The organism is Ralstonia sp. SA306 (assembly GCF_054792405.1).
The window spans coordinates 507648-534054 of record NZ_CP096452.1 but is presented as its reverse complement, the minus strand read 5'-3'; the positions used below and the strand labels follow the sequence as shown (position 1 = coordinate 534054).

At 64.2% G+C, this 26407-nt stretch carries 23 protein-coding genes; 10 read left to right on the top strand and 13 right to left on the bottom strand.

The features are described 5' to 3' along the window. Positions 1–61 precede the first annotated feature (61 nt). Positions 62–1216 (top strand): class I SAM-dependent methyltransferase, encoded by a 1155-nt coding sequence (locus M1D44_RS19025; RefSeq protein WP_316853632.1) that lies wholly within the window; start codon positions 62–64, stop codon positions 1214–1216. Positions 1217–1225: 9 nt separating this feature from the next. Here the strand turns inward: M1D44_RS19025 and M1D44_RS19020 are convergent, their stop codons facing one another. Continuing rightward, the gene (locus tag M1D44_RS19020) at positions 1226–2488 is read right to left on the bottom strand and encodes a BaiN/RdsA family NAD(P)/FAD-dependent oxidoreductase (RefSeq protein WP_316853631.1); all 1263 of its coding nucleotides are present in this window, start codon (positions 2486–2488) and stop codon (positions 1226–1228) included. A gap of 216 nt (positions 2489–2704) precedes the next feature. Here M1D44_RS19020 and M1D44_RS19015 point away from each other — a divergent pair, with 216 nt between their 5' ends. After that, entirely contained in the window at positions 2705–3547 is an 843-nt protein-coding gene (locus M1D44_RS19015; protein WP_316853630.1) for a class I SAM-dependent methyltransferase, read from the top strand. Between the two features lie 97 nt (positions 3548–3644). Here M1D44_RS19015 and M1D44_RS19010 read toward each other — a convergent pair whose 3' ends face one another. Both M1D44_RS19010 and M1D44_RS19005 read right to left on the bottom strand, forming a co-directional pair. After that, positions 3645–5117 carry a sensor domain-containing diguanylate cyclase gene (locus M1D44_RS19010; RefSeq protein ID WP_316853629.1) on the bottom strand — a complete coding sequence of 491 codons (1473 nt, stop codon included), beginning with the start codon at positions 5115–5117 and terminating at the stop codon, positions 3645–3647. Positions 5118–5200: 83 nt separating this feature from the next. Further along, positions 5201–5389 (bottom strand): hypothetical protein, encoded by a 189-nt coding sequence (locus M1D44_RS19005; RefSeq protein ID WP_152543713.1) that lies wholly within the window; start codon positions 5387–5389, stop codon positions 5201–5203. A gap of 294 nt (positions 5390–5683) precedes the next feature. Here M1D44_RS19005 and M1D44_RS19000 point away from each other — a divergent pair, with 294 nt between their 5' ends. Continuing rightward, on the top strand, positions 5684–7924 hold the full coding sequence (locus tag M1D44_RS19000) for a M1 family metallopeptidase (RefSeq protein ID WP_024977693.1): 2241 nt from the start codon (positions 5684–5686) through the stop codon (positions 7922–7924). Positions 7925–8040: 116 nt separating this feature from the next. Here the strand turns inward: M1D44_RS19000 and M1D44_RS18995 are convergent, their stop codons facing one another. The 6 genes from M1D44_RS18995 to M1D44_RS18970 all read right to left on the bottom strand — a co-directional run bounded on the left by M1D44_RS18995 (position 8041) and on the right by M1D44_RS18970 (position 15177). Further along, positions 8041–8364, bottom strand: coding sequence for a P-II family nitrogen regulator (locus M1D44_RS18995; RefSeq protein ID WP_024977692.1), 324 nt, complete (start codon positions 8362–8364; stop codon positions 8041–8043). Continuing rightward, the gene (locus M1D44_RS18990; RefSeq protein WP_316853628.1) at positions 8361–11510 is read right to left on the bottom strand and encodes an efflux RND transporter permease subunit; all 3150 of its coding nucleotides are present in this window, start codon (positions 11508–11510) and stop codon (positions 8361–8363) included. The genes M1D44_RS18995 and M1D44_RS18990 overlap by 4 nt, the downstream gene beginning before the upstream one ends. Further along, positions 11507–12727, bottom strand: coding sequence for an efflux RND transporter periplasmic adaptor subunit (locus M1D44_RS18985; RefSeq protein ID WP_316853627.1), 1221 nt, complete (start codon positions 12725–12727; stop codon positions 11507–11509). The genes M1D44_RS18990 and M1D44_RS18985 overlap by 4 nt, the downstream gene beginning before the upstream one ends. Continuing rightward, positions 12724–14070, bottom strand: a complete 1347-nt coding sequence (locus M1D44_RS18980) for a TolC family protein (RefSeq protein ID WP_316853626.1) — start codon at positions 14068–14070, stop codon at positions 12724–12726. Before M1D44_RS18980 ends, M1D44_RS18985 begins: the two co-directional genes overlap by 4 nt. Positions 14071–14183: 113 nt before the next feature. Beyond that, positions 14184–14711 (bottom strand): hypothetical protein, encoded by a 528-nt coding sequence (locus M1D44_RS18975; protein ID WP_316853625.1) that lies wholly within the window; start codon positions 14709–14711, stop codon positions 14184–14186. Between the two features lie 64 nt (positions 14712–14775). Next, complete coding sequence (locus M1D44_RS18970; RefSeq protein ID WP_316853624.1) at positions 14776–15177, bottom strand: winged helix-turn-helix transcriptional regulator; 402 nt, start codon at positions 15175–15177, stop codon at positions 14776–14778. Positions 15178–15417: 240 nt separating this feature from the next. Between M1D44_RS18970 and M1D44_RS18965 the strand changes: the two genes are divergently transcribed. The 4 genes from M1D44_RS18965 (at position 15418) to M1D44_RS18950 (ending at position 17634) form a co-directional block, all read left to right on the top strand. Beyond that, positions 15418–15747 (top strand): DMT family transporter, encoded by a 330-nt coding sequence (locus tag M1D44_RS18965; protein WP_316853623.1) that lies wholly within the window; start codon positions 15418–15420, stop codon positions 15745–15747. A 20-nt stretch (positions 15748–15767) separates the two neighbouring features. Next, a complete protein-coding gene (locus M1D44_RS18960; protein ID WP_316853622.1) occupies positions 15768–16412 on the top strand; it encodes an FMN-dependent NADH-azoreductase in 645 nt (214 codons plus the stop codon). A 73-nt stretch (positions 16413–16485) separates the two neighbouring features. Then, complete coding sequence (locus M1D44_RS18955) at positions 16486–16923, top strand: Rrf2 family transcriptional regulator (protein WP_045203425.1); 438 nt, start codon at positions 16486–16488, stop codon at positions 16921–16923. 99 nt (positions 16924–17022) lie between these two features. Beyond that, on the top strand, positions 17023–17634 hold the full coding sequence (locus M1D44_RS18950) for an NAD(P)-dependent oxidoreductase (protein WP_024977683.1): 612 nt from the start codon (positions 17023–17025) through the stop codon (positions 17632–17634). Between the two features lie 35 nt (positions 17635–17669). Here the strand turns inward: M1D44_RS18950 and M1D44_RS18945 are convergent, their stop codons facing one another. Then, on the bottom strand, positions 17670–19157 hold the full coding sequence (locus M1D44_RS18945; RefSeq protein WP_024977682.1) for an ATP-binding protein: 1488 nt from the start codon (positions 19155–19157) through the stop codon (positions 17670–17672). Continuing rightward, positions 19154–19831, bottom strand: coding sequence for a response regulator (locus M1D44_RS18940; RefSeq protein WP_004631528.1), 678 nt, complete (start codon positions 19829–19831; stop codon positions 19154–19156). Before M1D44_RS18940 ends, M1D44_RS18945 begins: the two co-directional genes overlap by 4 nt. A 232-nt stretch (positions 19832–20063) precedes the next feature. Between M1D44_RS18940 and M1D44_RS18935 the strand changes: the two genes are divergently transcribed. The 3 genes from M1D44_RS18935 to M1D44_RS18925 all read left to right on the top strand — a co-directional run bounded on the left by M1D44_RS18935 (position 20064) and on the right by M1D44_RS18925 (position 23814). Beyond that, positions 20064–21383, top strand: coding sequence for an Nramp family divalent metal transporter (locus M1D44_RS18935; protein WP_024977681.1), 1320 nt, complete (start codon positions 20064–20066; stop codon positions 21381–21383). A 142-nt stretch (positions 21384–21525) separates the two neighbouring features. Continuing rightward, positions 21526–22626, top strand: coding sequence for a GGDEF domain-containing protein (locus tag M1D44_RS18930; protein WP_316853621.1), 1101 nt, complete (start codon positions 21526–21528; stop codon positions 22624–22626). A 54-nt stretch (positions 22627–22680) separates the two neighbouring features. Continuing rightward, on the top strand, positions 22681–23814 hold the full coding sequence (locus M1D44_RS18925; RefSeq protein WP_316853620.1) for a mechanosensitive ion channel family protein: 1134 nt from the start codon (positions 22681–22683) through the stop codon (positions 23812–23814). On the opposite strand, the gene M1D44_RS18920 is transcribed toward M1D44_RS18925, so the two are convergent. Together M1D44_RS18920 and M1D44_RS18915 are read right to left on the bottom strand one after the other, a co-directional pair. After that, positions 23804–24691, bottom strand: a complete 888-nt coding sequence (locus tag M1D44_RS18920; protein ID WP_024977678.1) for a hypothetical protein — start codon at positions 24689–24691, stop codon at positions 23804–23806. The genes M1D44_RS18925 and M1D44_RS18920 overlap by 11 nt on opposite strands. Before the next feature lie 2 nt (positions 24692–24693). Continuing rightward, the gene (locus M1D44_RS18915) at positions 24694–26406 is read right to left on the bottom strand and encodes a DUF2334 domain-containing protein (RefSeq protein WP_316853619.1); all 1713 of its coding nucleotides are present in this window, start codon (positions 26404–26406) and stop codon (positions 24694–24696) included. Between the last annotated feature and the right edge of the window lies 1 nt (position 26407).

Here is a 26407-nt window from a genome sequence, read left to right as displayed (position 1 = left end):
GCCGACAGCGGTATTGTGTCGCCCACTACCGCACCCTCCTGGCTTTCCTGCCATTTCCCCCGTGACCGATCACCCCACCCTCACCTGGACCGACGACCGCCCTGAAGCCAGCAGCGACGCCGTCCATACTGTCCTCTGGCGCTCCGAAGCCGGCAATCCGCCGCCCAAGCGCGTGGTCGTTGCGGACGATCGCACCACCGCCGATGCGGCTTACCGCCTCGCCTGCGAAGGCACCGCACTGCTCTGGCAGGGCGATTTCCAGAACGCGCGCCAACTGCTGCAGGCCATGTCCCGCCGCACTGATCGCAAACCCGGCAAGGCGCGCAAGGAAGCCACCTCTGCCATCGATGCGTTCAACCTGCACCGGCAGGCGCAATCGCAGCGCGCACGCACGCTCGGCATGCTGCTGATCCCTCTGGATGCGGACTACGGCATCCCGCTGCGCCGCGCGCCTGACATGCGCGAAGCCTGCACGGAGGCCTACGGCACGAGCAGCGCCGCCTCCGTCGTCTCGCTGCGTGAGCTGCTGGGCCTGATCGGCGCGCATGAGTGGCGCAAGAAAGGTGTCGAGATTCCCGCGCTCGGAGGTGAGCGCATTCACCCGCACTACGGCGTGTTCTCGCCGGTGCGTGGCGAATACATCGATCTGGTGGCGAAGGCGCCGTTGCCTTCAAAAGCGCTGGCGTTCGACATTGGCACGGGCACGGGCGTGCTCGCGGCGGTGCTGGCCAAACGCGGCGTGAAGCGCGTCATCGGCACGGATCAGGACCCACGTGCCCTGGCCTGCGCCCGTGAGAACGTGGCGCGCCTCGGGCTGCAAACCCACGTCGACATTGTTGAAGCCGATCTGTTTCCCGAAGGGCGTGCGCCACTGATCGTGTGCAACCCACCGTGGCTGCCGGCACGGCCCAGCTCGCCCATCGAGCGCGCCGTTTACGACCCTGACAGCCGCATGCTGCGCAGCTTCCTGAATGGGCTGGCCGCACACCTGGAGCCCAACGGCGAAGGTTGGTTGATCCTGTCGGACTTTGCCGAGCACCTGGGCCTGCGCACGCGCGATGCGCTACTGGCGATAATCGACGCAGCCGGCCTTCAGGTCGTGGGCCGTGAAGACATCAAGCCGAAGCACCCGAAGGCGACCGATGAAAACGACCCACTCTATCGCGCCCGCGTTGCCGAGGTGACGTCGTTGTGGCGCCTGAAGGCACGCCAATAGGCCAGTCATTCAGCGCGCCATCGTCGCCAGATAGTCGAGCGCGCCCTGCCCCGCGGCAGCGCCGCTCGCAAAACACGCCGTCAGCAGATAGCCGCCCGTCGGCGCTTCCCAATCGAGCATCTCGCCGGCGCAGAACACGCCCGGCAGACGCTCGATCATCAGCTTCGCATCCAACGCTTCAAACGCGACACCGCCTGCAGTGCTGATCGCCTCGTCAATGGGCCGGGTGCGTGTGAGCCGCAACGGCAGCGCCTTGATGGCCTTGGCCAACTCGGGAAGATCGGCAAATGCCTCCTTGCTCAGGCACTCGCGCAGCAACCCGAGCTTCACGCCCGTGATGTTCAGCTTGCTTTGCAGATGGCTCGACATCGAACGCGCGCCGCGCGGGCGCATCAGTTCATCACTCACACGTTGCGCGCTCCAGCCCGGCGCAAGGTCAAGCCAGATCGTCACGCCGCCCTCTGCGGACAGCGCATCGCGGATGGGCGCCGACAACGCATAGACGAGGCTGCCTTCAATGCCCGTCTGCGTGACGACGAACTCGCCCTGGCGGAATTGCAGCGCGCCGCCATCGCCCGACGGCAAGCCGATGGCGACCGACTTGACCGGCTGCCCCGCAAAGCGCTCCTGGAAATGCGCGCTCCAATCGGCATCGAACCCGCAGTTGGCTGGCCGCAATGGCTGCACCTGCACGCTGCGCGCCTGCAACAAAGGCACCCAGGCGCCGTCAGAGCCCAGGCGCGGCCAACTGCTGCCGCCCATGGCAAGCACCACGGCATCGGCTTGCACGAGGCGTTCAACATCGGTGGTTTCAAAGCGCAGCACCTGCGCGTGGTCCGATGGCTCTGCCCACCCCACCCAGCGATGCCGCATATGCAACTGCACGCCGGCCTCGCGCAGCCGATGCAGCCATGCGCGCAGCAAGGGCGCAGCCTTCATCTCGGTCGGAAACACACGGCCCGAACTGCCGACGAACGTGTCGATGCCAAGCCCGTGAATCCAGGCGCGCAGCGCATCCGGGCTGAAGCGGTCAATAAGCGGCGCCAGCGCATCGCGCCGCGTGCGATAGCGGCCGAGAAACGCGTCGATCGGCTCGGAATGCGTGATGTTCATCCCGCCAATGCCCGCCAGCAGGAATTTGCGTCCGGCCGAAGGCATGGCATCGAACACCTCCACGCGCACACCGTTGCGCGACAGGACTTCAGCGGCCATCAGCCCGGCGGGGCCGGCGCCGATGACGGCAACGAGGGGGGCGTTGGGTGTTTCGGACATGCGGGGGTGGATGGCTTATGCGGGGCAGACAAGCGGGGCGCTATTGTCACATCCTGTCTGAGCGCGGGCAAACGAGGTCGCGCATGGCGCCCATTTAGGGTGCGCTTGCCGTCGCCCACCCCGCTTTTCGGTAAACTGACGCCCTCTTTCCGCTTTTTCTCCGCGCCGCCGCACCGATCCCATTCCGTGCGGCATGTCGCCCAGGCTGTCCTGACGATGTCCAACAAGACCCACGAAATCCGCCCCAACCAGTCGATCGAGCTGCTCAAGGAACTGCACATCCTGACGCGCGACGGCAAGATGAACCAGGACAGCCGCCGCAAGCTCAAGCAGGTCTATCACCTGTTCCAGTTCATCGAGCCGCTGATGGCCGACGTGCAGCAAGCCAAGGGGCACGTCACGCTGGTCGACCACGGCGCGGGCAAGTCTTACCTCGGCTTCATCCTGTACGACCTGTTCTGCAAAGAGCAGCCGGGCGATGGCACCTCGCACATTTACGGCATTGAAACGCGCGAAGAGCTGGTCGCCAAGTCGACCGAGCTTGCCGCGCGGCTGGGCTTCAAGGGGATGTCGTTCCTGAACCTGTCGGTGGCGGAATCGATCACGTCTGACAGGCTGCCGCCCACCATCGACATCGTGACCGCACTGCATGCGTGCAATACCGCCACGGACGATGCAATCCGCTTTGCGCTTGAAAAGCACGCGCAATACATCGTGCTCGTGCCGTGTTGCCAGGCGGAGGTGGCCGGCGTGCTGCGCAAGAACAAGGGCAAGTCGCTCGGCAACGCGCTCACGGAAATCTGGCGCCATCCGCTGCACACGCGCGAATTTGGCAGCCAGGTCACCAACGTGCTGCGCTGTCTGCAGCTTGAAGCGCACGGCTATCAGGTCAGCGTGACGGAACTCGTCGGGTGGGAACACTCGATGAAGAACGAGTTGATCATCGCGCAGTACAAAGACCTGCCGCGCCGCCGCCCGACCGAGCGGCTGAACGAGGTGATCAGCACGCTGGGGCTGGGAGAACTGCACGAACGGTTTTTTGCACCGGCTGACTTCTGAAGAAAGGCGGTGTCAGCGCAGTCTGTCTGTGCATCAGCACCGGGGCCAGATCGTTCGGGCCCCAGGATCGGTGGACAGCGCGCACCGAGCGCCGCGGTTATGCCGGGCGTCCGCCTTCGTGCTGGATCCGCTTGTCTTCGTACATGGCGACATCGGCTTCGCGCAGCGTTTCTTCCAGACGCCCGCCTTCGTGGCAGGTGGCGCAGCCCATGGAAAAGCCGAGCACCGCGCCCGGATAAAACTGGTTGTTGAGTTCGACCAGCTTGCGCAGGCTCTCCACCAGCGCAGCACCGGCCTGGGCGTCGGCGCCGGGCAGTAGCACGGCAAACTCATCGCCGCCAATGCGCGCGGCGTGTGCGGGCTTGTCGATGGCCTTGCTGAGCACCTCGCCGGCGCGGCGCAGCAGCGCGTCGCCTGCGGCGTGGCCGAGTTGGTCGTTCACGTGCTTCAAGTCGTTCAGGTCGATCATGATGACCGTGACCGGAAACGGGCCCTTGCGCTCCAGCCGGTTGATCTCGTCTACGTAGAACGAGCGGTTCTTCAGCTTGGTCAGCACGTCGTGCTTGCCGAGATATTCGAGATACGACTCAGCCTTCTTGCGCGCGGTGATGTCGGTCAGCGCCAGCAGCACCATGTCCCAATCCTTCTCGCGCCCGGGGAAGACAGAGAACTGCAGGTGGATGTTCAGCGTGTTGCCATCGAGCCCATAGTTGACCACCTCGCGCTGCTGGAAGAGCCTGCCTTCCCACAGGTCGATCAACTGCTCGCGAAAGTGCGAGCGCATGTCGTCGCGAAAGATTTCCGGCAAACGGGCAAGCAAGTCGTTGCGGTTGCGTGCCTTGAACATCTCCAGCGTGAAGCCGTTGACGTCGAGCACCTGGATCTCCTGCATGCAGCGCTCGACAAACTCGGGATGCACGTCGGTAAAGGTGCGGAAATCGGTGATGCCCTGCATGCGCACTTCGTCCAGCAGCATCTTGATGGTGCTGAAGTTCTCCACCCACAGCGACACCGGCGCGTGCTCGAACACGCCGCGCGCATAGAGCTGGCTGGCCGCGGCACGGCGGCGGGCGTCTTCGAGTTCGGTGATGTCGTCCACGGCCACCAGCACGCGGTCCCACGGCTGGTCGTGATCGGGCAGGACAACGCCCTTGAGCAGGATGTCGAGGCGGCGGCCATCGAGCGTGTAGTTGACGCTGCGGCTCTCGAACGACGGCTCGCCAGACCAGAGCTGAACGAGTTCGCCCACGTGGGCCTCGAGCATGTCGTCGCGCAGTACGTCGGCCAGGCGCGCGGTGAGGGTTTCGGCATCCGGCGCGGCGTACATGGACAACGTGCGCCGGTTCACACGCAGCACCTTGATGCAGGCGGAACACGCCGCCACGCGTGATGCGTCCTCTTCCAGAAAGCGCTGCAGATCGGTCACGCCGGCGGCGCGCCATTGGGCAAAGAGGCGGTGCAGGTCGCTGTAATCCTCCAGCCACAATGACGTGGGGGTGACATCGAAGAAATCGATCAGGTTGACACCCACAGCCGCCGGGCTGCTGACGCTATCGGACGCGGATTGCATGAATCGCTCTACGGAAAACAGAAAACACTTCGCAAACCTTGCAAGCGTAACGGCTTTGTGTAACACCGCGCACAGCACCAGCCTCATCCGGAAGGATTACCCCCAGGCAAGCGATCGTCACTCAGCTGCTGCAGCGCAATACCTTGCCGAATACCGAGAAAGTTCCCCGACGGGATTTTCCAATCCCGCCCCGCATTTAGTTTTGCTTTATCTGGCGTTGTAAAAATAGCCGCTTCAATTTTTAAGATATTTTCACGAAGCGAGAAACGCATTTCATTTTTTCAACGCGCTTTGCAGATGTCACCAAGCGCCCCGGGAAGTGGCCGCAGCTTTGCGTATGCGCATGCCAAAAATTGCAAATTCTCCGGCATCTTCCCTTGCTCGTGATTTAAAAAACTTCGTCTCGATTCGCAGGCCGTTTCCTCCAGAATCCGTGCATCCCGTGCGCGGGCTGTGATTTGCACCGCGCAAGAAGCGGGTAATTCCTTGTCCCGATTCTGCGGCCTGCCCCCCATTTTCTTTTGAGCCCTGGGCCGCCGATTCGTTTCCACCTCAGGAGAAATGCAATGCGGGATTCGACAACCCACCGTCGTACGGCCACGACACGCACCGGACGCGCCTACAGCGCCCGGACACGTCGTTCGTTCAAGCTGGCACTTGTGGCTCAGGCTGCGGCCGCGCTGATTCTGGCCGCGTGCGGCGGCGGCGGAGATGACGGGCTTACCCCGGCCGGCGGCAAGCTGGACGCAAACGGCTCGCAGCAGCAGGGCAATACCAATACAGGCAACACCAATGCGCAGGCGCCGGCCGTCGATGCATCGGTGCCCCCGGTGGAACTGCCGGACTACATCAAGCCCGTCAACTACAAGCTGTGGTTCCGCCCCAGCGCAGACCTGAACAGCTTCTCGGGCCGCGCCGACGTAGAGATCAAGGTCACCAAGCAGACCGGCGCCGTCACGCTGGCCGTGCGCGACCTGAAGCTCGACGCCTCGCGCCTGACGCTCACGCCCACCTCGGGCAACGGCGCATCGCGCGTGCTGGTGCCGATTCCGCAATCGCAAGGGGCCTTCTACGATCTGCGCGACCCGACCGGAGACATCAAGCCCGGCAACTACGTGCTCCATATGGAATGGACGGGCACGATCAACTTCACCAAGGCTGAAGGCATCTTCAAGCTGGGCCTGCAGGCCGCAACGGGCGAGAGCTCTGACGCCATCGTCACGCAAGGCGAGTCGAACTTCGCGCGCGAGTGGTTCCCGAGCTGGGATGAGCCGGCCTTCCGCAACACCTTCGAGGTGACGGCCGAAATTCCGGGCGACTGGAAGGCCGTGGCCAACGGCAGGCAGACCGGCGCGACCAAACTACCGGATGGCTATCAGCAGGTGTCGTTTGCCAAGACGCCGTCGATGCCTGCTTACCTCCTGTTCTTCGGCGGCGGCAAGTTCGACATCCTGGAAGACCAGTTCACCAACCCGCTCGATGGCAGCAGCATGCGCCTGCGCTGGTGGGTGCCGCCTGGCGAGGCACACTCGGCGGTGGCCGGCATGCAGTTCACGAAGGAAGCGCTGAACCACTATTACAACTACTTCCAGATCCCGCTGCCGTTCGACAAGATGGACACCATCGTCGCCAACGACAGCTACGACAACAAGAATGCCGGCTTTGGCGGCATGGAGAACTGGGGCGCCATCTTCGAGTTTGCCGACCAGGTGCTGGTGCCGCCCGATGGCGCACCGACAACCGTCCACTCGATGGGCAAGGCGCGCTCGTTCGTTGTGGTGTCGCATGAACTGGCGCACCAATGGTTTGGCGACCTCGTCACGCTGGACTGGTGGGACGACATCTGGTTGAACGAATCTTTCGCCAACTGGTTCGAGAACGTCACCAAGATCGCGCTGCATCCCGAGTTCCAGGGCAACACCTGGGCCGACTATGCAGCCGTCAAGCAGCGCGTCTACACGTTGGACCTGCAGCCGACCGCCGTACCGGTACAGCACAACCTGAGCGACGCCGGCTCGATGGACTTCCTCGACCGCTTTGCCTACAACAAGGGCGGCCATGTCTTGCAGATGATCGAGAATTACGTCGGCAAGGATGCCATGCGCAAGGGGCTGCAGAGCTACCTGAACAAGTACAAGTTCGGCAATGGCACGCCGCCGCGCCTGTGGGCGGAGCTGGAAGCCGCCAGCGGCAAGCCCGTCGGCAAGGTAGGCGACAGCTTTGTGCGCCAGACCGGCGTGCCGCTGGTCAGCATCGATGCGCAGTGCAACCCGGCCACCAACCAGAACGTGCTGACGATCACGCAGAAGGCGTTCCCGAACAAGAACGTCTATTCCGGCTATCAATGGAACATCCCGCTCACGATCGCCTACGGCGATGGGCTGGCGCAGACGCAAACGGTGGTGTTGGACCAGCAGACCGCACAGGTCACCCTGCCGACATGCTCGGCCGTGCTGGCGAACCCGACGGGCCTGGACTACTACGTGACCAACTACAGCCCGACGCTGTGGAGCGCGCTGCTGGCGCAGGCCGGCACCATCACCAACAAGGCGACGACGACCAACATCGCCGGCGATGCGACGCAGCTGTACAACGCGCAGATCATCGACAAGGCGCTGTATGACCAGATCGTCGGCATCCAGAACATGCAGCCGGCTGTTGCAACGCTGCGTGCCCAGGCTGTGACGCCGACCGGATCGCTGCGTCCGCAAGCGGTGCAGTTGCAGGAAATGCAGTCGATGGACCGTCCGATCCACAAGTTCCGCTACGAAGGTCTCATGAAGCATCTGACCGACATCAAGCGGTAAGCGCCAAAGCAAATGGGCCGCTTCCCGTGTGTGTTGGGAAGCAGCCCGTTGCAACGTTGGCTCCTGATTTACGGCGGACAGGGTCCGCCGTTTTTCATGCGCGCGTTACACGATTCTCAACCAGTGCGATGCAGGAAAGTGGCCTGCATCACGTCGGTCATCCAGATGGCGCTGTCGCCGGTCTGGCCGTGCTCCAGCACCTTGACGGCACTCTCGAACAGCACGCTGGCCAGCGCATCCGACGCAACGATCTCGATGCGCACGCGCGGCACGAACTCCGTCAGGTCCTCCTTGATGGAATGCGCGCCGGCCTGGGAAGCCGCTGGTGGATAGGCGTTCACCTCACCCACCGTCATGCCCGGAAAACCCGGGCAACTGCGCAGCGCTTCATGCATGCGTTCCAGCAGCTGCGGGCGCACTACGATGCGGATTTCCTTCATGCCTTCGACTCCTCATCAAACCATTTGTACAGCGTGGGCAGCATCACCAGCGTGAGCAGCGTGCAGGTCAGCAGACCGCCGATCACGACGATGGCCAGCGGCCGTTGCACTTCCGAGCCCGGCCCCGTGGCAAACAGGAACGGGATCAAACCCAGCATGGCCACCGTGGCCGTCATCATCACGGGGCGGAAGCGCATGCGCGAGCCAAGCCGCACGGATTCCTCCACCGACATGCCCTGTTCGCGCAAGCTGCGGATCGTGCTGACCAGCACCACGCCGTTGAGCACCGCGATGCCCCATAGCGCCACGAAGCCGACCGATGCCGGCACGGACAGGTATTCACCCGTGACGAACAGCCCGATGATTCCGCCCACCGATGCAAACGGCAGCACCAGGATGATCAGCGTGGCGTAACGCACGGAGTTGAACAGCAGGAAGAGCAGGAAGAAGATGGCGGCCACCGTAATCGGCACGATCACCTTCAAGTGGCCCATGGCGCGTTCCATGTTCTGGAACTGGCCGCCCCACTCCAGGTAGTAACCCTCGGGCAGCTTGACCTTCTGCGCCACGGCTGACTGCAGCTCGGCCACGAAGCCGCCCAGATCGCGGTCACGCACGTTCACGCCCACCACCACGCGGCGCTTGCCCAGTTCGCGGCTGATCTGCGCGGGGCCGTCGGTCACATCAATGCGGGCGATGCTTTCCAACGGCACTTGTGCCCCGTTGGGTGCGGCCACGATCAGGTTGCGGATGGCCTCCACGCTGCCGCGATACGCTTCCGGCAGGCGCACCACCGCGCTGAAGCGGCGCTCGCCTTCGAAGACCTCCGTGGCTTCCTTGCCGCCGATGGCGGTTTCGATCACGTTGTGCACGTCGGCCGCGTTCAGGCCATGACGCGCAATCGCCTGGCGGTCGATTGCGATCTGAAGGTACTGCTGGCCGGTAATGCGCTCGACACGCATGTCCTGCGCGCCCTGGATGCCCTGCGCCACCTTGGCAATCGCCTCGGCCTTTTCGCGCAGCGTGTTCAGGTCGTCGCCAAACACCTTGATGGCCACATCCGAACGCACACCGGTCACCATCTCATCCACGCGGTCGGAGATCGGCTGCGCCATGACGATCTGCACGCCGGGCAGCACCTGCAGCGCCTTGCGCATCGCCTCGGCAATGTCGTCCTGATTCCAGCCCTTGGGCCATTCGTCGCGAGGTTTCAATGACACGATCGGCGTCGATTCATTCTGGCCCTGCGGATCGGCCGGCGATTCACCACGGCCCACACCCGAGACCGCCGACTTCACGCCCGGCACCTGCATCACCAGGCGCATGGCTTCCATCTCCATGCGGATCGACTCTTCCAGCGAGATGTTCGGCGCACGGTTGATGCCAGGCACCACCGAGCCTTCCCTCATCTCGGGAATGAACGCCGTGCCCAGGAACGGCATCAGTGCGCCGGTGGCGAGAAATACCGCCACCGCCACGATGACGGTCTTACGTCCGTTGTTCAGGCTCAGCTCCAGCAACCGCAGATACGGCTTCTTCATCTTGCGAATCAGCCACGTGTCATGCGCGTCGTGTTCGGCGTGTGGGTCGTCACGGTGTTCGCCTTCCACATGCTTGTGCGCTTTGGGCTTGAGCAGATACGACGACAGCACCGGCGTCAGCGTCAGCGACAGCACCAGCGAGAAGAACAGCGCAATGGCAATCGTGAAGGCCAGCGGCGCGAACATCTTGCCTTCCATGCCCTCCAGCGTCATCAGCGGCAGGAACACCAGGATGATGATGCCCACGCCAAAGATCACGGGCGTCGCCACCTCCGTCACGGCATGCAGGATGACGCGCGCGCGGCTCTCGTTCGGGTCGCGCGGCTTGGCCAGGTGTGCAAAGGCGTTCTCGACGACCACCACGGAACCATCGACCATCAAGCCGATGGCGATGGCCAACCCGCCTAGTGACATCAAATTGGCCGAGATGCCGAGCTTGTTCATCGCCATGAACGTCAGCAACGGTGTGAGGATCAGCGTGCCCACCACGATAAGCGACGAACGGATGTCACCCAGAAACAGCAGCAGCACGATCACCACCAGCACCACGCCTTCGGCCAGCACCTTGATGACGGTCTGCAATGCCGAATCCACCAAGTCCGAGCGCTCGTAGTACGGCACGATCTTCAGGCCGTCTGGCAGCATGCCGTCGTTGTTGATCGCCTTGACGCGATCCTGGATGCGGGCGACGACTTCCTTGGCGTTGCCGCCGCGCATCATCATCACGACGCCGCCAACAGATTCCGTCACGCCGTTCTTGACTACCGCCCCCGCGCGCACCGCCGTGCCAATCTTCACCTCAGCCACATCGCGAATCGTCAGCGGCGTGCCGTTGACCTCCTTGAGCACGATGGCGCCGATGTCGTTGGTGTCACGCACCAGGCCCACGCCGCGGATCAGGTACTGCTCGGCAAAGTGCGGCAACACGCCACCGCCGGAGTTGGCGTTGTTGGCGGCCAGCGCCTCGAACACCTGCTTGACCGTCACGTTGTGGTGGCGCAGGCGTTCCGGGTTGACGAGCACCTGATACTGCTTCTCATAGCCGCCCTGCGAGTTGATCTCGGCCACGCCCTGAATCGAACGCAGCAGCGGACGCACCACCCAGTCCTGCGCGATACGGCGCTGGGTGAGTTCCTCGACCGAGAGCTCCTTGTCGCCGTCATCCGGTTTGTCGAGCGTGTATTGATACACCTCGCCCAGGCCCGTAGACACGGGGCCGAGCACCGGCGTCACGCCTGCAGGCATGCGAGACTGCACCTCGATCAATCGCTCCATCACAAGCTGGCGTGCGAAGTACACGTCGGTCTCATCGGTGAAGACGAGCGTGATGAGCGACAGGCCCGGCTTGTTGAGCGAACGCATCTCCGTGAGCGCCGGCAGGCCGGTCATGGCCATCTCCACCGGCACGGTCACAAAGCGCTCGACTTCTTCCGGCGAGCGCCCCGGCGCTTCCGTGGCGATCTGCACCTGCACGTTGGTCACGTCCGGAAACGCGTCAAGCGAGAGCTTGCGTGCGGCGTCAAACCCGAAGAACAGCAGCACGGCGGCGATCACGGCCACCACGAGCCGCTGCTTGAGCGCGCCGCGAATCAATGCGTCGATCATGCGCCCTCCATCTCGGCGCGCTTGCGCTCGTTGTTCAGATGGAAGCCCCCTTCAACGACGATGGGCTGGCCAGCTTGCACGCCGGAGACGACCGGGCGCACGCCGTTCGATTCATCGCCCAGCTTGACCGGCGTGAGCTGGTAGTTCGTATCGCTGGTGCGCACGAACACGTAGTCGCGGTTGTCTTCACGCACCACGGCGGAGGTCGGCACCACCACGCGTTCTTCCGGGCGCGACTGAATGATCAGCGTGGCCAACATCGACGGCTTGAGCGCACGCTCCGCGTTGTCGACTTCAGTGCGCACCGTGACCGTACGCGTTTGCGGGTCAACAATGTCCGACACCCAGATCAGCTTGCCGACAATGCGCTCGCCCGCGCCGGTGTCGATCTCCACGGCCTGGCCCGCGCGCACGCCAGCGGCAGCGTTCTCAGGCACTTCGCCCACCACCCACACGCGCGACAGATCGGCCACGGTGAACAGCTCATCGGCCGGCTGCACCACCTGGCCGCGCGTCACCTTGCGCTCCACCACCGTGCCGCTGATGCTGGCCACCACGGGCGAGATGGACGACATGCCGCCCGTGCGCATTTTCGCCAGCGTCCCAGGCGACACACCCATCACGCGCAATTGGTCGACGGCTGCGCGCACTTCGGCATCGGCCATCGCCAGTTCGCTCTGGCGCTTCTGCAGCTCAGCCGAGCCGATCACGTCGGCGGCCAGCAGCAGCTTGGCGCGTTCCAACGCACGCGCCTGCAAGTCGCGCTGCGCAGCGGCCTTCTGATAGGCGAGCTGCGCGGCACCGAGCTCCGTGCTGTGCAATTGCGCCAGGATGTCGCCCGCCTTGACGCTTTGGCCCGGCGTGGCAACCAGCTCCGTCACGCGGCCCGTGACGGTGGCACCGATGCGGGCAACGCGTTGTTCGTCAAATGCGATCTGCCCCGGCACCCGCAGGCGTTCCGCAATCGGCTGCTTGCCGACCGGCACCACCTTCAGGCGCTGCACCAGCGTGGGTTGCGCAACCACGAGATTCGGGTCGGTGGCCTGTTGCGCGGCCTTGGGATCGTTGCCGGCGTCTTTGCCGCAGGCGCCCAGCAACAGCATCGCCGCCAGGGCAACGCCGGCCAGCCGGATCGAAGAAGAGAAGGAAGAAGGTGCGTTCATGGTGAGGCTGGATTCGTAAGTTCGGGAGGCAACGCGGCAGATCGGGCGTGTCATTGGGCCTCCGGGCGCAGGCGGTCGAGTTCGACGGCCGCGGTGCGCAGGTCGGCGCGTGCGGCAATCAGGTCGTTACGTGCCTGGCGGAAAACGCGCTGGGCGTCGAGGTAGTCGAGAATCCCGCGCTCGCCGTGGCGGTATGCGGCTTCGGCCACGCGCAGCGCCGATTCAGCCTGCTTGATGACGCCGGATTCGAGCGCGCTGACTTGCGACTCCGCAATCTCGTATTGGCGATAGGCGGATTCCACCGCCTGGCGCACACGCAACTCGCGGTCGCGCAACATGGCGCGAGCACGTTCACGGGCGGCCACGGCTTCGCCCACCGGGCCTTCACGTCGGTCGAAGAGCGGAATCGACATCACCAGGCCCACGCGGCTGTCCTGCAGGTCGGGCTGACGATCGACCGACCCGCGCAGCGCAAGCGACGGCCAACGCTGGCTGCGCTCGTGCGCCAGCCGGGCCTCGGCCTCGCGCACGGCGGCGCGGTCGGCTTCCAACTCCGGATGCGTGGCGAGAACCGTACTGACCAGATCGGCCAACGGCGGCAGATGCGCCACAGAGGGCGTCTCTGCTCCGGCATCGACATCGAACGTCAGCGGCAGATCGGCACCCACGGCGCGGCGCAGTTCTGCCAGCGCCTGTTGCACACGCAGTGCGGCGGCCTGTTCGTTGCGCTGCGCGTTGAGCAGCTCTGCGTCGCCACGGATGAGTTCATAGCGCGGGGCTTCGCCGGTTTCCACTCGCACAGCCACGCCACGGCGAATCTGCTCGACCAGCGTCACGTCTTCGCGCGCGTTGCGTTGCTCGGCTTCGCGGCGCACCACGTCGTAGAAACGCAGCTTGAGATCGGCTTCCACATCGCGCGCCTGGGATCGGGCGGTCGCCTGCGACGCTTCGTACGCAGCATCGGCGGCTTGCTTGCGAGCGGCGCGCTGCCACGGCAAATCGAGCTTTTGCGTGATCGACACGCTATTCGTGCGGCCTTCCGCCGCACCCGGCACGCGGGCACGCTGGCGGCCGGCCATGGCTTCCACCTCGGGGTTGGGCCAAGCGCGCGCAGTGGCGATGCCCGCCTGCGCAGCCTGCACCTGGGCCTGCGAAGCGGCGAGCGCCGGGTGGTTGGCGCGGGCCAGCTCCAGCAACTGCGGCAAGGTGTAGCGCGGCTGCGGGAGCGCCTCGTCAGCCCGTGCGGTGCCGGTCTGGGCACCACGTGGCGAAGGTGCCGGGGGCGCGGCGTTGGCGTGGACGGCCATTGCAGCCAGCACAGCGGAAAGAACAGCACGTCGCGACGCGCGCGCACCCGCTGCGGGGCGCGGGGTGGCCGCATCCTGATTGGACAACATCCGAAATCATCCTGAAAAAGAAGAACAGGCAAGCGCGAACGTCCAGCCGGTCAACAGACCAGTTGGCGCAGCACTAGCAACTCAAAGGGATGGTTTCCGGCGAATGCCGGAGATCAGACGCGTGCGGGCGGACGCAGCATGGGGGCCGGCGTGGGGCCAGCCTGGAACGGGGGAAGAGAGACGCGGACGCGCGCGACACGCAAGCCGGGCATCAACGCCATGGGCGGCGGCGGCAGCCAGAGTTCCGGCGCATCGCTGGGGTGATCAGGGGCGGCGGCGCTGCTCGTGGGCATGTCCGGCGCATCGGATGCATGCGCAACCCAATGTTCAACGCTGAAGCACTGGCCGGGCTGCTTGACCGCCTTGCCGAGTGCGACCTTGATGGCGCGCTCGAAACCCTTGTTGGATTTGGCTGCCGGCAGTGCATCGCCCGGGATATCGTCGACCACGGCTTCGATGGCTTCCAGCGCGTCGTCCGCAGCCTGGCCATCAGGAAAATGCGTGGCCGAGAACACCGAGACCGTAAACAACAGGCACCAGATCGTGACGATCCAACGTACGCCGCGCACGCGCGACAGCACGCCCCGCGCAGTGGCGCGAGACAACGTCGGCAAGGCAGAGAAGAGAGTCGTCACAAACATGGGCCCCGAATACTATCGGAAAAATGCTGCATCTGCACACAACGTCAGGCAGATCGCGCAGATGTCAATCGGAATCGACCTGGCTTTTTCGAATCCGTTCCATTTCGGGCCAATGCGCGCGCACCCAGTCGTCCAAGCCGACGAACGTGCGGTTGAGGGATTCGCCCAGCGGGCTGAGCCGGTATTCGACGTGCGGCGGAACGCTGTCGTAGATGGTGCGCAGGATGAGGCCGTTGGCTTCCAGCTCGCGCAGCGTTTGCGTGAGCATTTTCTGCGAGATGCCGTTGCCCACGCGGCGCAGGAGTTCGTTGTTGCGCACGGGGCCGTTTTCCAGTGCCGGGAAGATGCGCAGCGCCCATTTGCCGGCCACCAGTTCCAGCGCGCGCGTGGAAGGGCAAGCGCCAGTGGTGCCTTCAGGGCGGCCTTCCGGCGATGGAGATGAGGACGGGGCCATGTTGTCCGCCATGGGGCCTCCGGAACACGATTGGGATACGCGTGACCGTACCGCCAATCGTGCCGCCCCGCAACGCGGCCGGGGTGAAGCACATGCGCAACGAGGAACGATGGCCCACGCGCCATACCCGCACCGTTCCTAGTGGTTACCTCGAGGTGCGTACTTGTTGCCGCGTCGCCCCATCCTTACTCTGGGTGCATCGCAACGCATCCGCTTGCCGCCCGGGCAGCGGACATTCCCCTGGGAGGCTCCATGCCTCAAACCGCTTGGCTTTGGCTGCTGGCAGCCGGCGCAGTGGAGATCGCCATGGCGATCTCGCTCAAGTTCGCGCAGGGGTGGACGCGCCCCATCCCCAGCGTGCTCGGCATCGTGACGGCGCTTGCCAGCGTCTTCCTGCTTACGCATGCCATGCGCGGCCTGCCCGCCGGCACCGCCTATGCGGTCTGGACGGGCATCGGCTCGGTGGGGGTGACCGTGCTCGGCATCGTGCTGTTTGGCGAGAGCATGCAGCCCGCGCGCCTGGCCTGCATCGGGCTGGTGATTGCAGGCACCGTCGGCCTCAATTTCTTCAACGCGGCGTAAGACCGCACCTGGAGCCCATCATGACCCGCCTGCTCTATATCGAAGCCTCGCCCATGAAAGCGCTGTCCCATTCCATCGACGTGGCAAAGCAGTTTCTCGACGCCTACCGCACCGCGCACCCAGGCCACGAGATCGACACGATCGACTTGTGGAGCAAGGGCATCGACCTGCCCGAATTCGACGCCGACATGATCGGCGCCAAGTTTGCGGTCCTGCGCACCCAGAACGCCACGGCGGAACAGCAGGCGCAATGGCAGCGTGCGGTGGCGCTGTCGCAGCGTTTCAACGCGGCAGACCACTATCTATTCTCTGTACCGATGTGGAATTTTGGAGTGCCCTATCGGCTCAAGCACTTCATTGATGTGGTGACGCTGCCGGGGCAGAACTGGAGTTGGTCGCCGGCGACGGGCTATCAGGCGCTGCTCTCGGGCAAGAAGGCGGCCCTCATCTACGCCAGCGCCGGTGCTTACGCCGCGCACACTGAAGGCGCGAGCGAATCGCCGGACGATTTCCAGAAACCTTATCTGCGCCGCTGGCTGCGCTTCCTGGGCATTGAAGACGTGGCCGAGATCAGTGCAGCGCCCACGCTCATCACGCCCGATGTGCTGGCGGCCGCCAAGGCAGATGCCAAAGCACGGGCCACCGCACTGGCCTCTGCCTTCTGAAGCGCACGCGTGCCACGGGGTTGACCGCGCGTCAAAGTGTATCTACCATGGTTACACTTTTGCATTCACCACCATGTCCACCAGCAGCCGCTTCGCCGTCGCCGTGCATATCCTCACCCTGCTTGCCAGCGCGGAGGGGCCGGTGCCGTCGTCGCTGATCGCGGGCAGCGTGGGAACCAACCCAGCGCTCATCCGGCGTCTGGTGGCGCAGTTGGCCGACGCCGGCTTTGTCACCTCGCAGATGGGCGCGACGGGCGGCGCCACGCTGGCACGACCGGCAGACCGCATCACGCTGCTGGACGTCTTTCGTGTGGTGGAATCTCCGGTGCTGATTGCGCTGCCGCCCAATGCACCCAACCCGGCGTGCGAGGTCGGCCGCGAGATCACCGGCGTGCTGGAGCGCGTGACGGAGCGCGCGCAAGCCGCGTTGGAAGCCGAGCTTGCCGCGCAAACCATCGCCAGCATCCTCAACGAGGTGGGACACGCACAACGCCGTCGCCGTCGAGCCTAGCCAGGCCACTACGTCGGTCTATTTTTTTACCCCTATATGTAACTGCATTAATTACATATAACGTTTCAACCGCTCAAACCATTCCATAAGGAGTTGACTATGAAGATCGCAATCATCGGCGCCACGGGGCGCGTGGGCACCCGCCTGATCGACGAAGCACTGCGCCGCGGCCACCAGGTGACAGCCATTGCGCGCACGGCGTCCAAGCTGCCTGCACGTGCGGGGCTGACCGCCAAAGATGTGGATGTGGCCGACCAGGCTGGCCTCGTGGCCGCACTCGCTGGCAACGATGTGGCCTACAGCACGGTGCGCTTTCTGCAGGCTAGCGCCGACCAGATCGTCGGTGCGGTGAAGAAGGCGGCCGTGCCGCGTCTGCTGGTGGTGGGTGGCGCCGGCAGCCTGGAAGTGGCCCCGGGCGTGGCACTGATCGACACGCCGCAGTTCCCCAAGGAGTACTTTGACGAGGCGTCGGCCGGGCGTGATTTCCTAAACGCGCTGCGCAAAGAAACCGAGCTGAACTGGACGTTCGTGTCGCCGTCGGCCATCTTCGAGCCGGGCGAGCGCACGGGCCACTTCCGCGTCGGCAAGGATTCGCTGCTGGTGGATGCCAATGGCAAGCCGTGGATTTCGATGGAGGACTACGCCATCGCCTTCCTCGACGAAACCGAAAAGCCGGCGCACCCGCGCCAGCGCTTCACGGTCGGTTATTGATCAGCGGCCGGTGGACGGCACGGCCAGTGCGCCAATCAGTGGCTGGGCGTGTCGGCCATGCCGGGAGGCGCATCGTCGGGCTCGATCGGCTCGGGCGCGGAATCCAGCGCCGGCAGGCGGATCACGATCGCGCAGCCTCTGCCGTCCGCATGGGCGAGGCCGTCTTCGATGGCCACCGAGCCATTCCCCAATTCCACGATACGGCGCACGATCGCCAAGCCCAGGCCGCTGCCCTGCGACTGGCTGGTGCGCGGACGGTAGAAACGCTCGAATACGCGATCGCGCTCGTCGGGCGGGATACCGGGGCCGGAGTCTTCAATGCGCAGCTCGACCATCGGCACGCCCGCCTGCTCGATGCGCTTGACGGCCAAGCGCACCTCGCCGCCGTTGGGCGTTTCGCGCACGGCGTTGTCGAGTACGTTTTCCACCAGCGTCGCAGCGTCTTCATGCGAAACCGACACCCACGCCTGGTTGGCGCCGTCGTACGACAGCGTGATGTTGCGACGCTCTGCGCGCGAGGCCTGCTGGATCACGCCGCTGCGTGCACAGCCCGCCAGGTCCGACAACGCGCCCTGGGCAAGCTGCGCCTCCACGCGGCGCGCATCCAGCCGCGCAATGGCAAGCAGCTTGGCGAGTGACTGCGTTGCGCGTGAAATGCCGCGGTCGAACTCACGCAGCGCGGTAGAACGATCGTCTTCGCTATCGGAATGCGACACGACATACGCCTGCGCCTGAATGGCGGCTAGCGGCGTGCGCAGTTCGTGCGCGGCATCGGCAAAGAAACGGCGGTCCGCCTCGATGCCGCGACGCACACGCGCGAACAGTCCGTTCAAGGCATCGACCAGCGGTTTCAGCTCGGCGTGCTCGACGCTCTGCACGGGGTCGAGGTCGGCAGAGTCACGCGCCTCAACCTGGCGCGTGAGCGTGCGCAGCGGCTTGAGACCCTGGTGCGCTGCCCAACCAACCATCACCATCAACGCGCTCGCCAGAATGGCCAGCGCCACCGCCACCTCCTCGAACAGGTCGCGAATGGCACGTTCGTAGGCGGTCAGGGGCTGCGCCACGGTGGCCGAGATCTTGCCGTCGACGCTGTCGACCGTATAGCTGCGCCACGGCTTGCCCTCCAGCATGATCTCGACGACGGTGTCGTGCGCCTTGCCGCACGGCATGGTGGGGGCACCGGGGAAGGCGGTGATGACGTGGCCGGCACGATCGCACAGCACGTAGCGGAATTCGCCCGGCAGGATGTTGGGCAGCGACAGGCCCAGCTTGATGTCGGTGAGCCGGCGCAGGAATTCTTCGCGGCGCGGCACGTCGTCCATGTTGAGCGTGGTGAGGTCCGCATAGGCCTGCGCCGACATGCGCAGGTCGCTCACCACCTGGCGGCTGTTGGTGCGCGAGATTTCCAGATGCGCGATGACGAGCTGCACCAGCAGCATCAACACCAGCGCGAGCAGGATCAGCACATACAGGCGGAACGACAGCGAGCGAACCCGCAGGATGGCTGGAACCGCCAGCTTCATTGGGCGGCCCCGCGGTTGCCGCCGATCATGTAGCCGACACCGCGAATGGTCTGGATGGTTTCGTTGCCGAGCTTGCGGCGCAGGTGGTGGATGACGACTTCCAGCGCGTTGGCGCTCACGCTGTCGCCCTCACGGTAGAGCGCGTCCATGAGCGTTTCGCGCGGCACCCAGCGGTGCGCGCGGCGCACAAGTTCAAGCAGCAGTTGGTATTCGCGCGGGGTCAGTTCGATGACCTGGCCCTCTTGCGTCACGCGCTTCTGCGAGGGCTCCACCACCAGGTTGCCGACGTTCCACTGGTTGGTGCTCTGCCCCGCATGCCGACGCAGCACGGCGCGCAGGCGGGCGATGAGCTCATCCACGGGGAACGGCTTGACGAGAAAGTCATCCGCGCCGGAATCCAGCCCCTTGAGACGTTCGGACAGCGCATCGCGCGCGCTGGCAATGATGACAGGCACGTCGCTGTGCGCGGCCCGCAGTTCTTCCAGGAAGGTATGGCCCTCACCATCGGGCAACCCGAGATCGAGCACGATGGCTTCGAAGGTGTTGGTGGTGATCCATTTCTGCGCGTCGACCAGGCGGCGCACCCAGGTCGCGTTGTAGCCGGCCTGACGCAGCGCGCGGGCCAGCGCCGTGCCCAACGGCAAATCGTCTTCGATAAGGAGGATGGCGTTCATGCGCGGGAGTCTCGGCGGCGGTAATGACGGTAAACGGACAACCGGCGCGTGGAAACAGGCGCCGGCGAAGCTCGAAATCTACCGCAACGGACTGAGCTTTGCCTTAAATGTGTGGAGACACGTGACGAGAAAGTCGCCCCACCAACACATATCGGGCGCGGTTCCAGGCGTGCAGCGTGGCGTTTAGCTATCATTCCGGAATTCCGATTGCGTTTTCCTTAGTCACACGCGCATGTTCCGCCTGCCCACGACCGCCACCGCGCCGTTCTGTCCATCCGAGGTGCGCGGCACCGTCGCCGTGCCGCCCGGCCTGCCGCTGTGGAAGAAGCTGCTGCGCTTTGCGGGGCCGGGGCTGCTGGTGTCGGTCGGCTATATGGACCCGGGCAACTGGGCGACCGACATTGAAGCCGGTTCACGTTACGGCTATGCGTTGCTGTTCGTGGTCGTGCTCTCCAGCCTGGCGGCCATGGTGCTGCAGTGCCTGTCGGCACGACTGGGCATCGTCACCGGCATGGACCTGGCGCGCGCCTCTCGCAACCGCTATCAGCCTGGCGCATTGCGCGTGCAATGGCTGCTGGCAGAGCTGTCCATCATTGCGTGCGACCTGGCTGAGGTACTGGGCTGCGCGCTGGCCTTCCACCTGCTGCTGGGCGTGCCGATCCTTTGGGGCGTGGCGCTCACCGCGCTGGACACGCTGATCGTGCTGGGCCTGAAGGGTAAAAACTTTCGCCAACTGGAAGCCATCGTGCTGGGGCTCATTCTCACGATTGGGCTGTGCTACTTCGTTGAACTCGTGCTCATCAAGCCGCACTGGCCTTCGGTAGCGGCCGGGTTGATGCCCTCGTGGCAGGCCGTGAGCCAGCGCGAGCCGCTGTATCTGGCCATCGGCATCCTCGGCGCCACGGTGATGCCGCACAACCTGTACCTGCACTCGTCCATCGTGCAGACGCGCATGACGGCGAACACCGAGGATGCCAAGCGCGAGGCAATCGGCCTGTCGCGGCTGGACACCATCGCGTCGCTGAGCCTCGCGCTGCTCGTGAACGGCGCGATCCTGATCCTGGCGGCAGCGGCATTCAACGCGCACGGCCATCAGAACGTGGCCGACATCGAAGACGCCTACCACCTGCTGGAGCCCATCGTCGGAACGGCGCTGGCCGGGCTGCTGTTTGGCATCGCGTTGCTGGCGGCGGGGCAAAGCTCGACCTTTACCGGCACCATCGCGGGGCAGGTCCTGATGGAGGGGTTCCTCGACTTGCGCATCCCCTGCTGGCAGCGGCGGTTGATCACGCGGGCACTGGCGCTGATCCCCGCGTTCATCGGCGTGGCGATGCTGGGCGACCACGCCATCGGCAAACTGCTTGTCATCAGCCAGGTGGTGCTCGGCCTGCAACTGCCGTTTGCGATGCTTCCGCTGATCCGCATGACGGGCGATCGCACGCTGATGGGGGTATTTGTTAACAGTCGGTTAACGTCTTGGCTGGCGTGGGGGCTATTCATCGTCATCAGCGTCGCCAATGTGTGGCTGGTGTGGCAAGTGCTGGCAGGCTGAGACACACATTGCGGGATTCCCCCCACTAAAAATCCGCGCACGGGGTTGCCTGCCGCCATTAGAATGCGCGCTTTGTTGCGCAATTCGGCCCCGCCCGCGCCCGCATCATCCCGTCGCGCCAGAGGGTCTCTCTTGCCCTGCCTTGAGCGCGAACCTGCCTACCGCCTCCGACCTGCCCGACGCACGCACACCCTCGCGTGACTATCAGGCGCGCCATTTTGTGCCGATGATCATCGCGCTGAGCAAATGCGGCGTGCTCGGTTACGCCTTCGCAATCGTGCTGGGCTGGTCAGTCGGGCTGCTGCATCGGCCGGGGCCGCTGCTCGCGCTGCTCCTGCTGCTGATGGCGATCGTGGTGGTCGCACAGCGGTATCGGCACACCGGCATGTGGGGGCTGCTGGCGCTAACGCACCTGCTGGCAGAGGAAGTGGCCATCATCGCGTTCGGTCATCAGGCGGGGCTCCAATGGGTCCTGCCGGCGTTCTATCTGATGCCGCTTGCCACCAGCCCCGCGTGGCTCAACCGGCGCGATTTCTGCATTGCCATGGCGCTGTGCACGGCCGGGCCTATCGTTGCCCTGCTGATCGCGCCAGAACCCGCCACAGCAATCCACCACGGCTGGCTGGGGCTGGTGCTCTATCTGCCAATCTGCATTGCTGCGGCCGCCGTCATTCACCACTACCTGCTGCGCGCCATGGCGCGGCACTTTGCGGCCGAACGCAGCCTGGCCGATCGCGCCAACACCGACCACCTGACCGGTATGCTCGCGCGGCAACGCTTCTTCGAACTGGGCACCTTTGCGGTCGAACGTGCGCAGCATCATGCCGAGCCGCTGTGCGCGCTCTACCTCGACGTCGATCACTTCAAATCCATCAACGATACGTGGGGACATGCCGCCGGCGACGAGGCACTCGTCGCGCTGTCTGATGCCTTGGCGGGCGTGCTGCGCCCGGCCGACCTGTTCGGCCGTCTGGGTGGGGATGAGTTTGCCGTGCTGCTGCCGGGCTGCGGGCTGACTGGCGCGCTTGCCGTGGTCGAGCGGCTCAAGACGGCGGTGGCCGGCACGCAAACGCCCGTGGGGCCGCTGACAGTGAGCGTAGGCGCCGCACCGCTGCGCCCCGGGCAAGACCTGGCACGCCTTTTGGCCGATGCCGATCTCGGCCTGATGGAAGCCAAGCGACAGGGTCGCAACCGCGTGTGCGTGCCGACCGACGCCGAGCCGAAGGCAACGCTGCGGCAATAAGGGCAGGCACGCTATGTGCGGCGCAGCATCCGTGTTATCTGCACGGAGATGTCCATGGAGTGGCTCAACGCCCACACCTTCCTGCGCGTGCCGGCCCGCGATTGGGCCGCCGCCGCATTGACAGTAATCGCTGCATATGTGGTGCTGTCCAGCGTCTTGCACCTGATCTGCAACCGGTTTGACGCGCGTGCCCGCCGGACGGGCTACCGCTTCGACATTCTCGTCACGGCGGTGCTACGCGATACGCATCCGGTGTTCATTGCGCTGGCCGCATTGCTCGCAGGTTCGTACTTCATCGATCTGCCAACGCGCATTGCCAACAAGCTCGACCACATCTGGTTCGTCATCATCGGTTTCCAGATTGCCCTGTGGCTCAATCGCGGCGTGAAGCTATGGGCGCGTGATCGGCTGTCGACGCAGACCCACGCCACGCGCAACCCCGTGATCACATCAATGACGGCGTGGGTGCTGCGGTTTACGCTGTGGTCAATGCTGCTGCTGGCCATTCTGGCCAACGTGGGCGTCAACATCACGGCCTTCGTTGCCAGCCTGGGTGTGGGCGGCGTGGCGGTGGCGCTGGCGGTGCAAAGCATCCTGAGTGACCTGTTTGCCTCGCTCGCCATCGGGCTGGATAAGCCGTTCGAGATCGGAGACTTCATCGTCTTCGAATCGATTGCCGGCACGGTGCAGCACGTGGGCCTCAAGACCACACGCATCCGCAGCCTGTCGGGCGAAGAGATCATCGCTTCCAACACGGCGCTGCTCAAGAGCACGATTCACAATTACAAACGGATGTCGGAACGACGCATCGTCTTCACCTTCGGGGTGACCTACGATGCGCGCGCCGCGCAGCTGCAGAAAATTCCGGACATCGTGCGCCGTGCGGTGGAAGCCGCCGGCAACACGCGGTTTGATCGCGCGCACTTCAAGGAGTTTGGCGAGAACGCTCTGAACTTCGAGGTCGTGTATTTCGTGACCGATCCGGACTTCAACCTGTACATGGACATCCAGCAGCGCATCAACCTGACGATCCTGGAAGGGCTGGAGAATCTCGGTACCTCGTTCGCGCTGCCCACGCGCACGATCCAGCTGGTGCGTCGTGACGGCGAGCCGGTTGAACCCGAAGACCTGGCAGACCGCAAATCAACGGCTAACACCCAACGCGTCAGCGCGCGAGCTAGCGGCTGACCGCCACGGGCATGCTCAGGAACGCCGCATCGAGGCTGCGCCATAGCGGCCTTGAGCGCGGCACCATGTCTTGCCGGAAGTACCACCAGAAGTAGCCGCCGACAAAGCGAGGATGCGTGACCGCGAGCCCGTAGTAGTGCGCGACGAGCGCCGGCTTGCGTACGGCATGCCGCGTCCCGACTTCTCCAAACCCCAAAGCGGCGTGCGGAAACAGTCCGCCTAGCCTGGTGAACACTGCGTTCCAATCGGGCGGTGCGATCTTGCAATCGTCTTCATAGAAGCTGATGAAGACGTAGTCGAGCCCATCGCGCAAGCGCAGCGGCACATTACGTTGCACCCACTCGAACATCGCGCGTGACGGCTGCTCGGCGCAGCCCTCGTTGTAGTACAGCGTGAGCGCCGTGCGGCCGCCGCCGGCTCTGATGACTTCATAGGCCGCCATGGTCTTGTCGATCACGTCGCGTGTGGGGCCGGTCCACTCGCCGTTGATCTCGTTGCCGATTTCCCAGACGTCGACATTGCTGCCGAGCGTGTGCAGGTAAGCGGCGGCACGCTCGCGCAGTTGCGGTGTGGTGTATTGCTTGAGTGTGGAGGAATCCACCAGTTCGCCCATCACATACGCGACGTCCCGGATGGCCGCCACCGCCCCAACGTAATGCGGCGCGTCCATGCCTTCATCAAAGACGACGCGCACCGTGGGCGTGCGCGAGAGGTGCGACAGCGCGTCCACCACGGCAGGCACGTTGTCCACAGCGTCAACCGTCACGCCATACAACGGCACAGGGCCGGCGGGCATGGCGCCCACCGACCCTGCGGCCTCAGAGGATGCGCTCAATGCCAGCATGACAGTCGCCAGTAACAAGCGCATCCGGCACATCGTCACTTCACCGTGCTAGCGTCAACCCAGGTGTACCCCATGCTGGTGATACCTGTGATGATGGTCTGGAAGTCGGTATAGCCCGGCGTGCCAAGATCGGGCTCCAGCCAGAACGGATGGAAGAAGAACGAGGCAAAGCCGTCGCGTACCACCTGTGCATACGTCGCGTTGGTCAGGATGTCCTGTGCGGTGTACGTCAGGCATGACGACGGATCGATATTGCAGATGTTGTATTCCACGTTGCCCAGGTTTTCCGGAATGATGCGCTGGTTGTAGTAGTCCTTCTGAATGATGTAGGGGAAGAACTGGCCAACCGAAAAATCATGTCCTGCGGTGGTCGAGTTCAAGGTCTGCGGGTTATCCGACGTGTAATACACCACGCGCTGATAGGTGTTCTTGAAGTACTGCGGCACCGCCTTGATCGACAGCGGAGACGATTGATAGTGCGGCGCCTCCCAGGCGAACGGCGCGTAGCCATTGAGCTGGAACTCCAGCAGCCCGGAAGACAATCGCCCTGCTGCCCATTGCGTTGAATCTTCGTTCACAGGCCGGTTCTGCGTAGCGAGCCAGAACTCGAAGTCGTTCGCGCTGACCGCGTTGATAAGGTTCGGGATGTTGCTGTACTGGTGCGTGTAGCCGTGCATCAGGATCTTCCCCCCACGTGGCAACGCATGGTTGAGCGCTGATTTGAGCCCCGTCGCGTTGACCAGGTGGATCGTCTGCGACACGCCGCCGTTGTAGACGCCGTTCGGGTCCGTGTACAGCGGGATGGTGGCGATCGAGAACGGAATCTTCAAGCTGTACAGATAGTCCGTCAGCGTGTTGATGGACTTCACGGTATTGGTGGCGTTGACATCTTCCAGGCGCACCAGCGCGCGGTGCAGGGTGGGCGCATTGGTACCCAGGATGTCATGCAGCATGTCGCACATCGCCAGGTAGCGGTCGCGTGGGCCGATATACGAGAACGGCATGTCGGCCACGTACCAGAAGTTGCCCGAGTGCATGATGTACGGGGCGGTCTCCTGCGTAACGGAATTGGTGATCGTCACCACACTGCTCGCCTTGGTGGGATCAGCCACCGAGGTCACGCCAATGTCCGGATCAGCGCTGATGGCGCCGGTCGTGGCATTGAAGGCGTAGTACTTGGTCATGGTCTGGCTCTTGTACGACACCGTATCGAAGAACCCCGGATTTGGTGTAGTGGCCGACGGTGCCGAGTTCATGCCGCGCAGACCGACAAAATTGATGCCGTAACGCGAGGTGAACGGATACGCCGTGTTCCAGGCAAGTTCCCACAGGTTGTACTTGAACCAGACCACGGTCTTCTGCGTGGTGGTCACATCCGACAGGAACGCCGCCGGTATGGGGTTGTTGTAGTAACTCCCCATGTAGAAGATGGCGGTGTACTGCTCGGTCATGCCAGCCGTGTAGTTCTGCACGGGCAGCATCGTGATGGTGGTGTTGAAGTGCGCGAGCAGGTTGTACAGCATGATCGCGTACGCCTTGCCCAGGTTGGTGTACTGGTCGTTTGGCGGGGCGTCGTACAGCACCAGCATCGGGGCTGGCGTACTGGTTGTCGTTCCCGCCACCGTCACGCAGATGGACCCGAGCCCGATCGTGCAGGTGGCAGCCTGCGCTGGCGCTGTCAGCGAGATGCCGAGCAGGCCGCCCGCAAAGACGAGCGCGCACAGGAACTTACGTAGCAATGTCTTCATG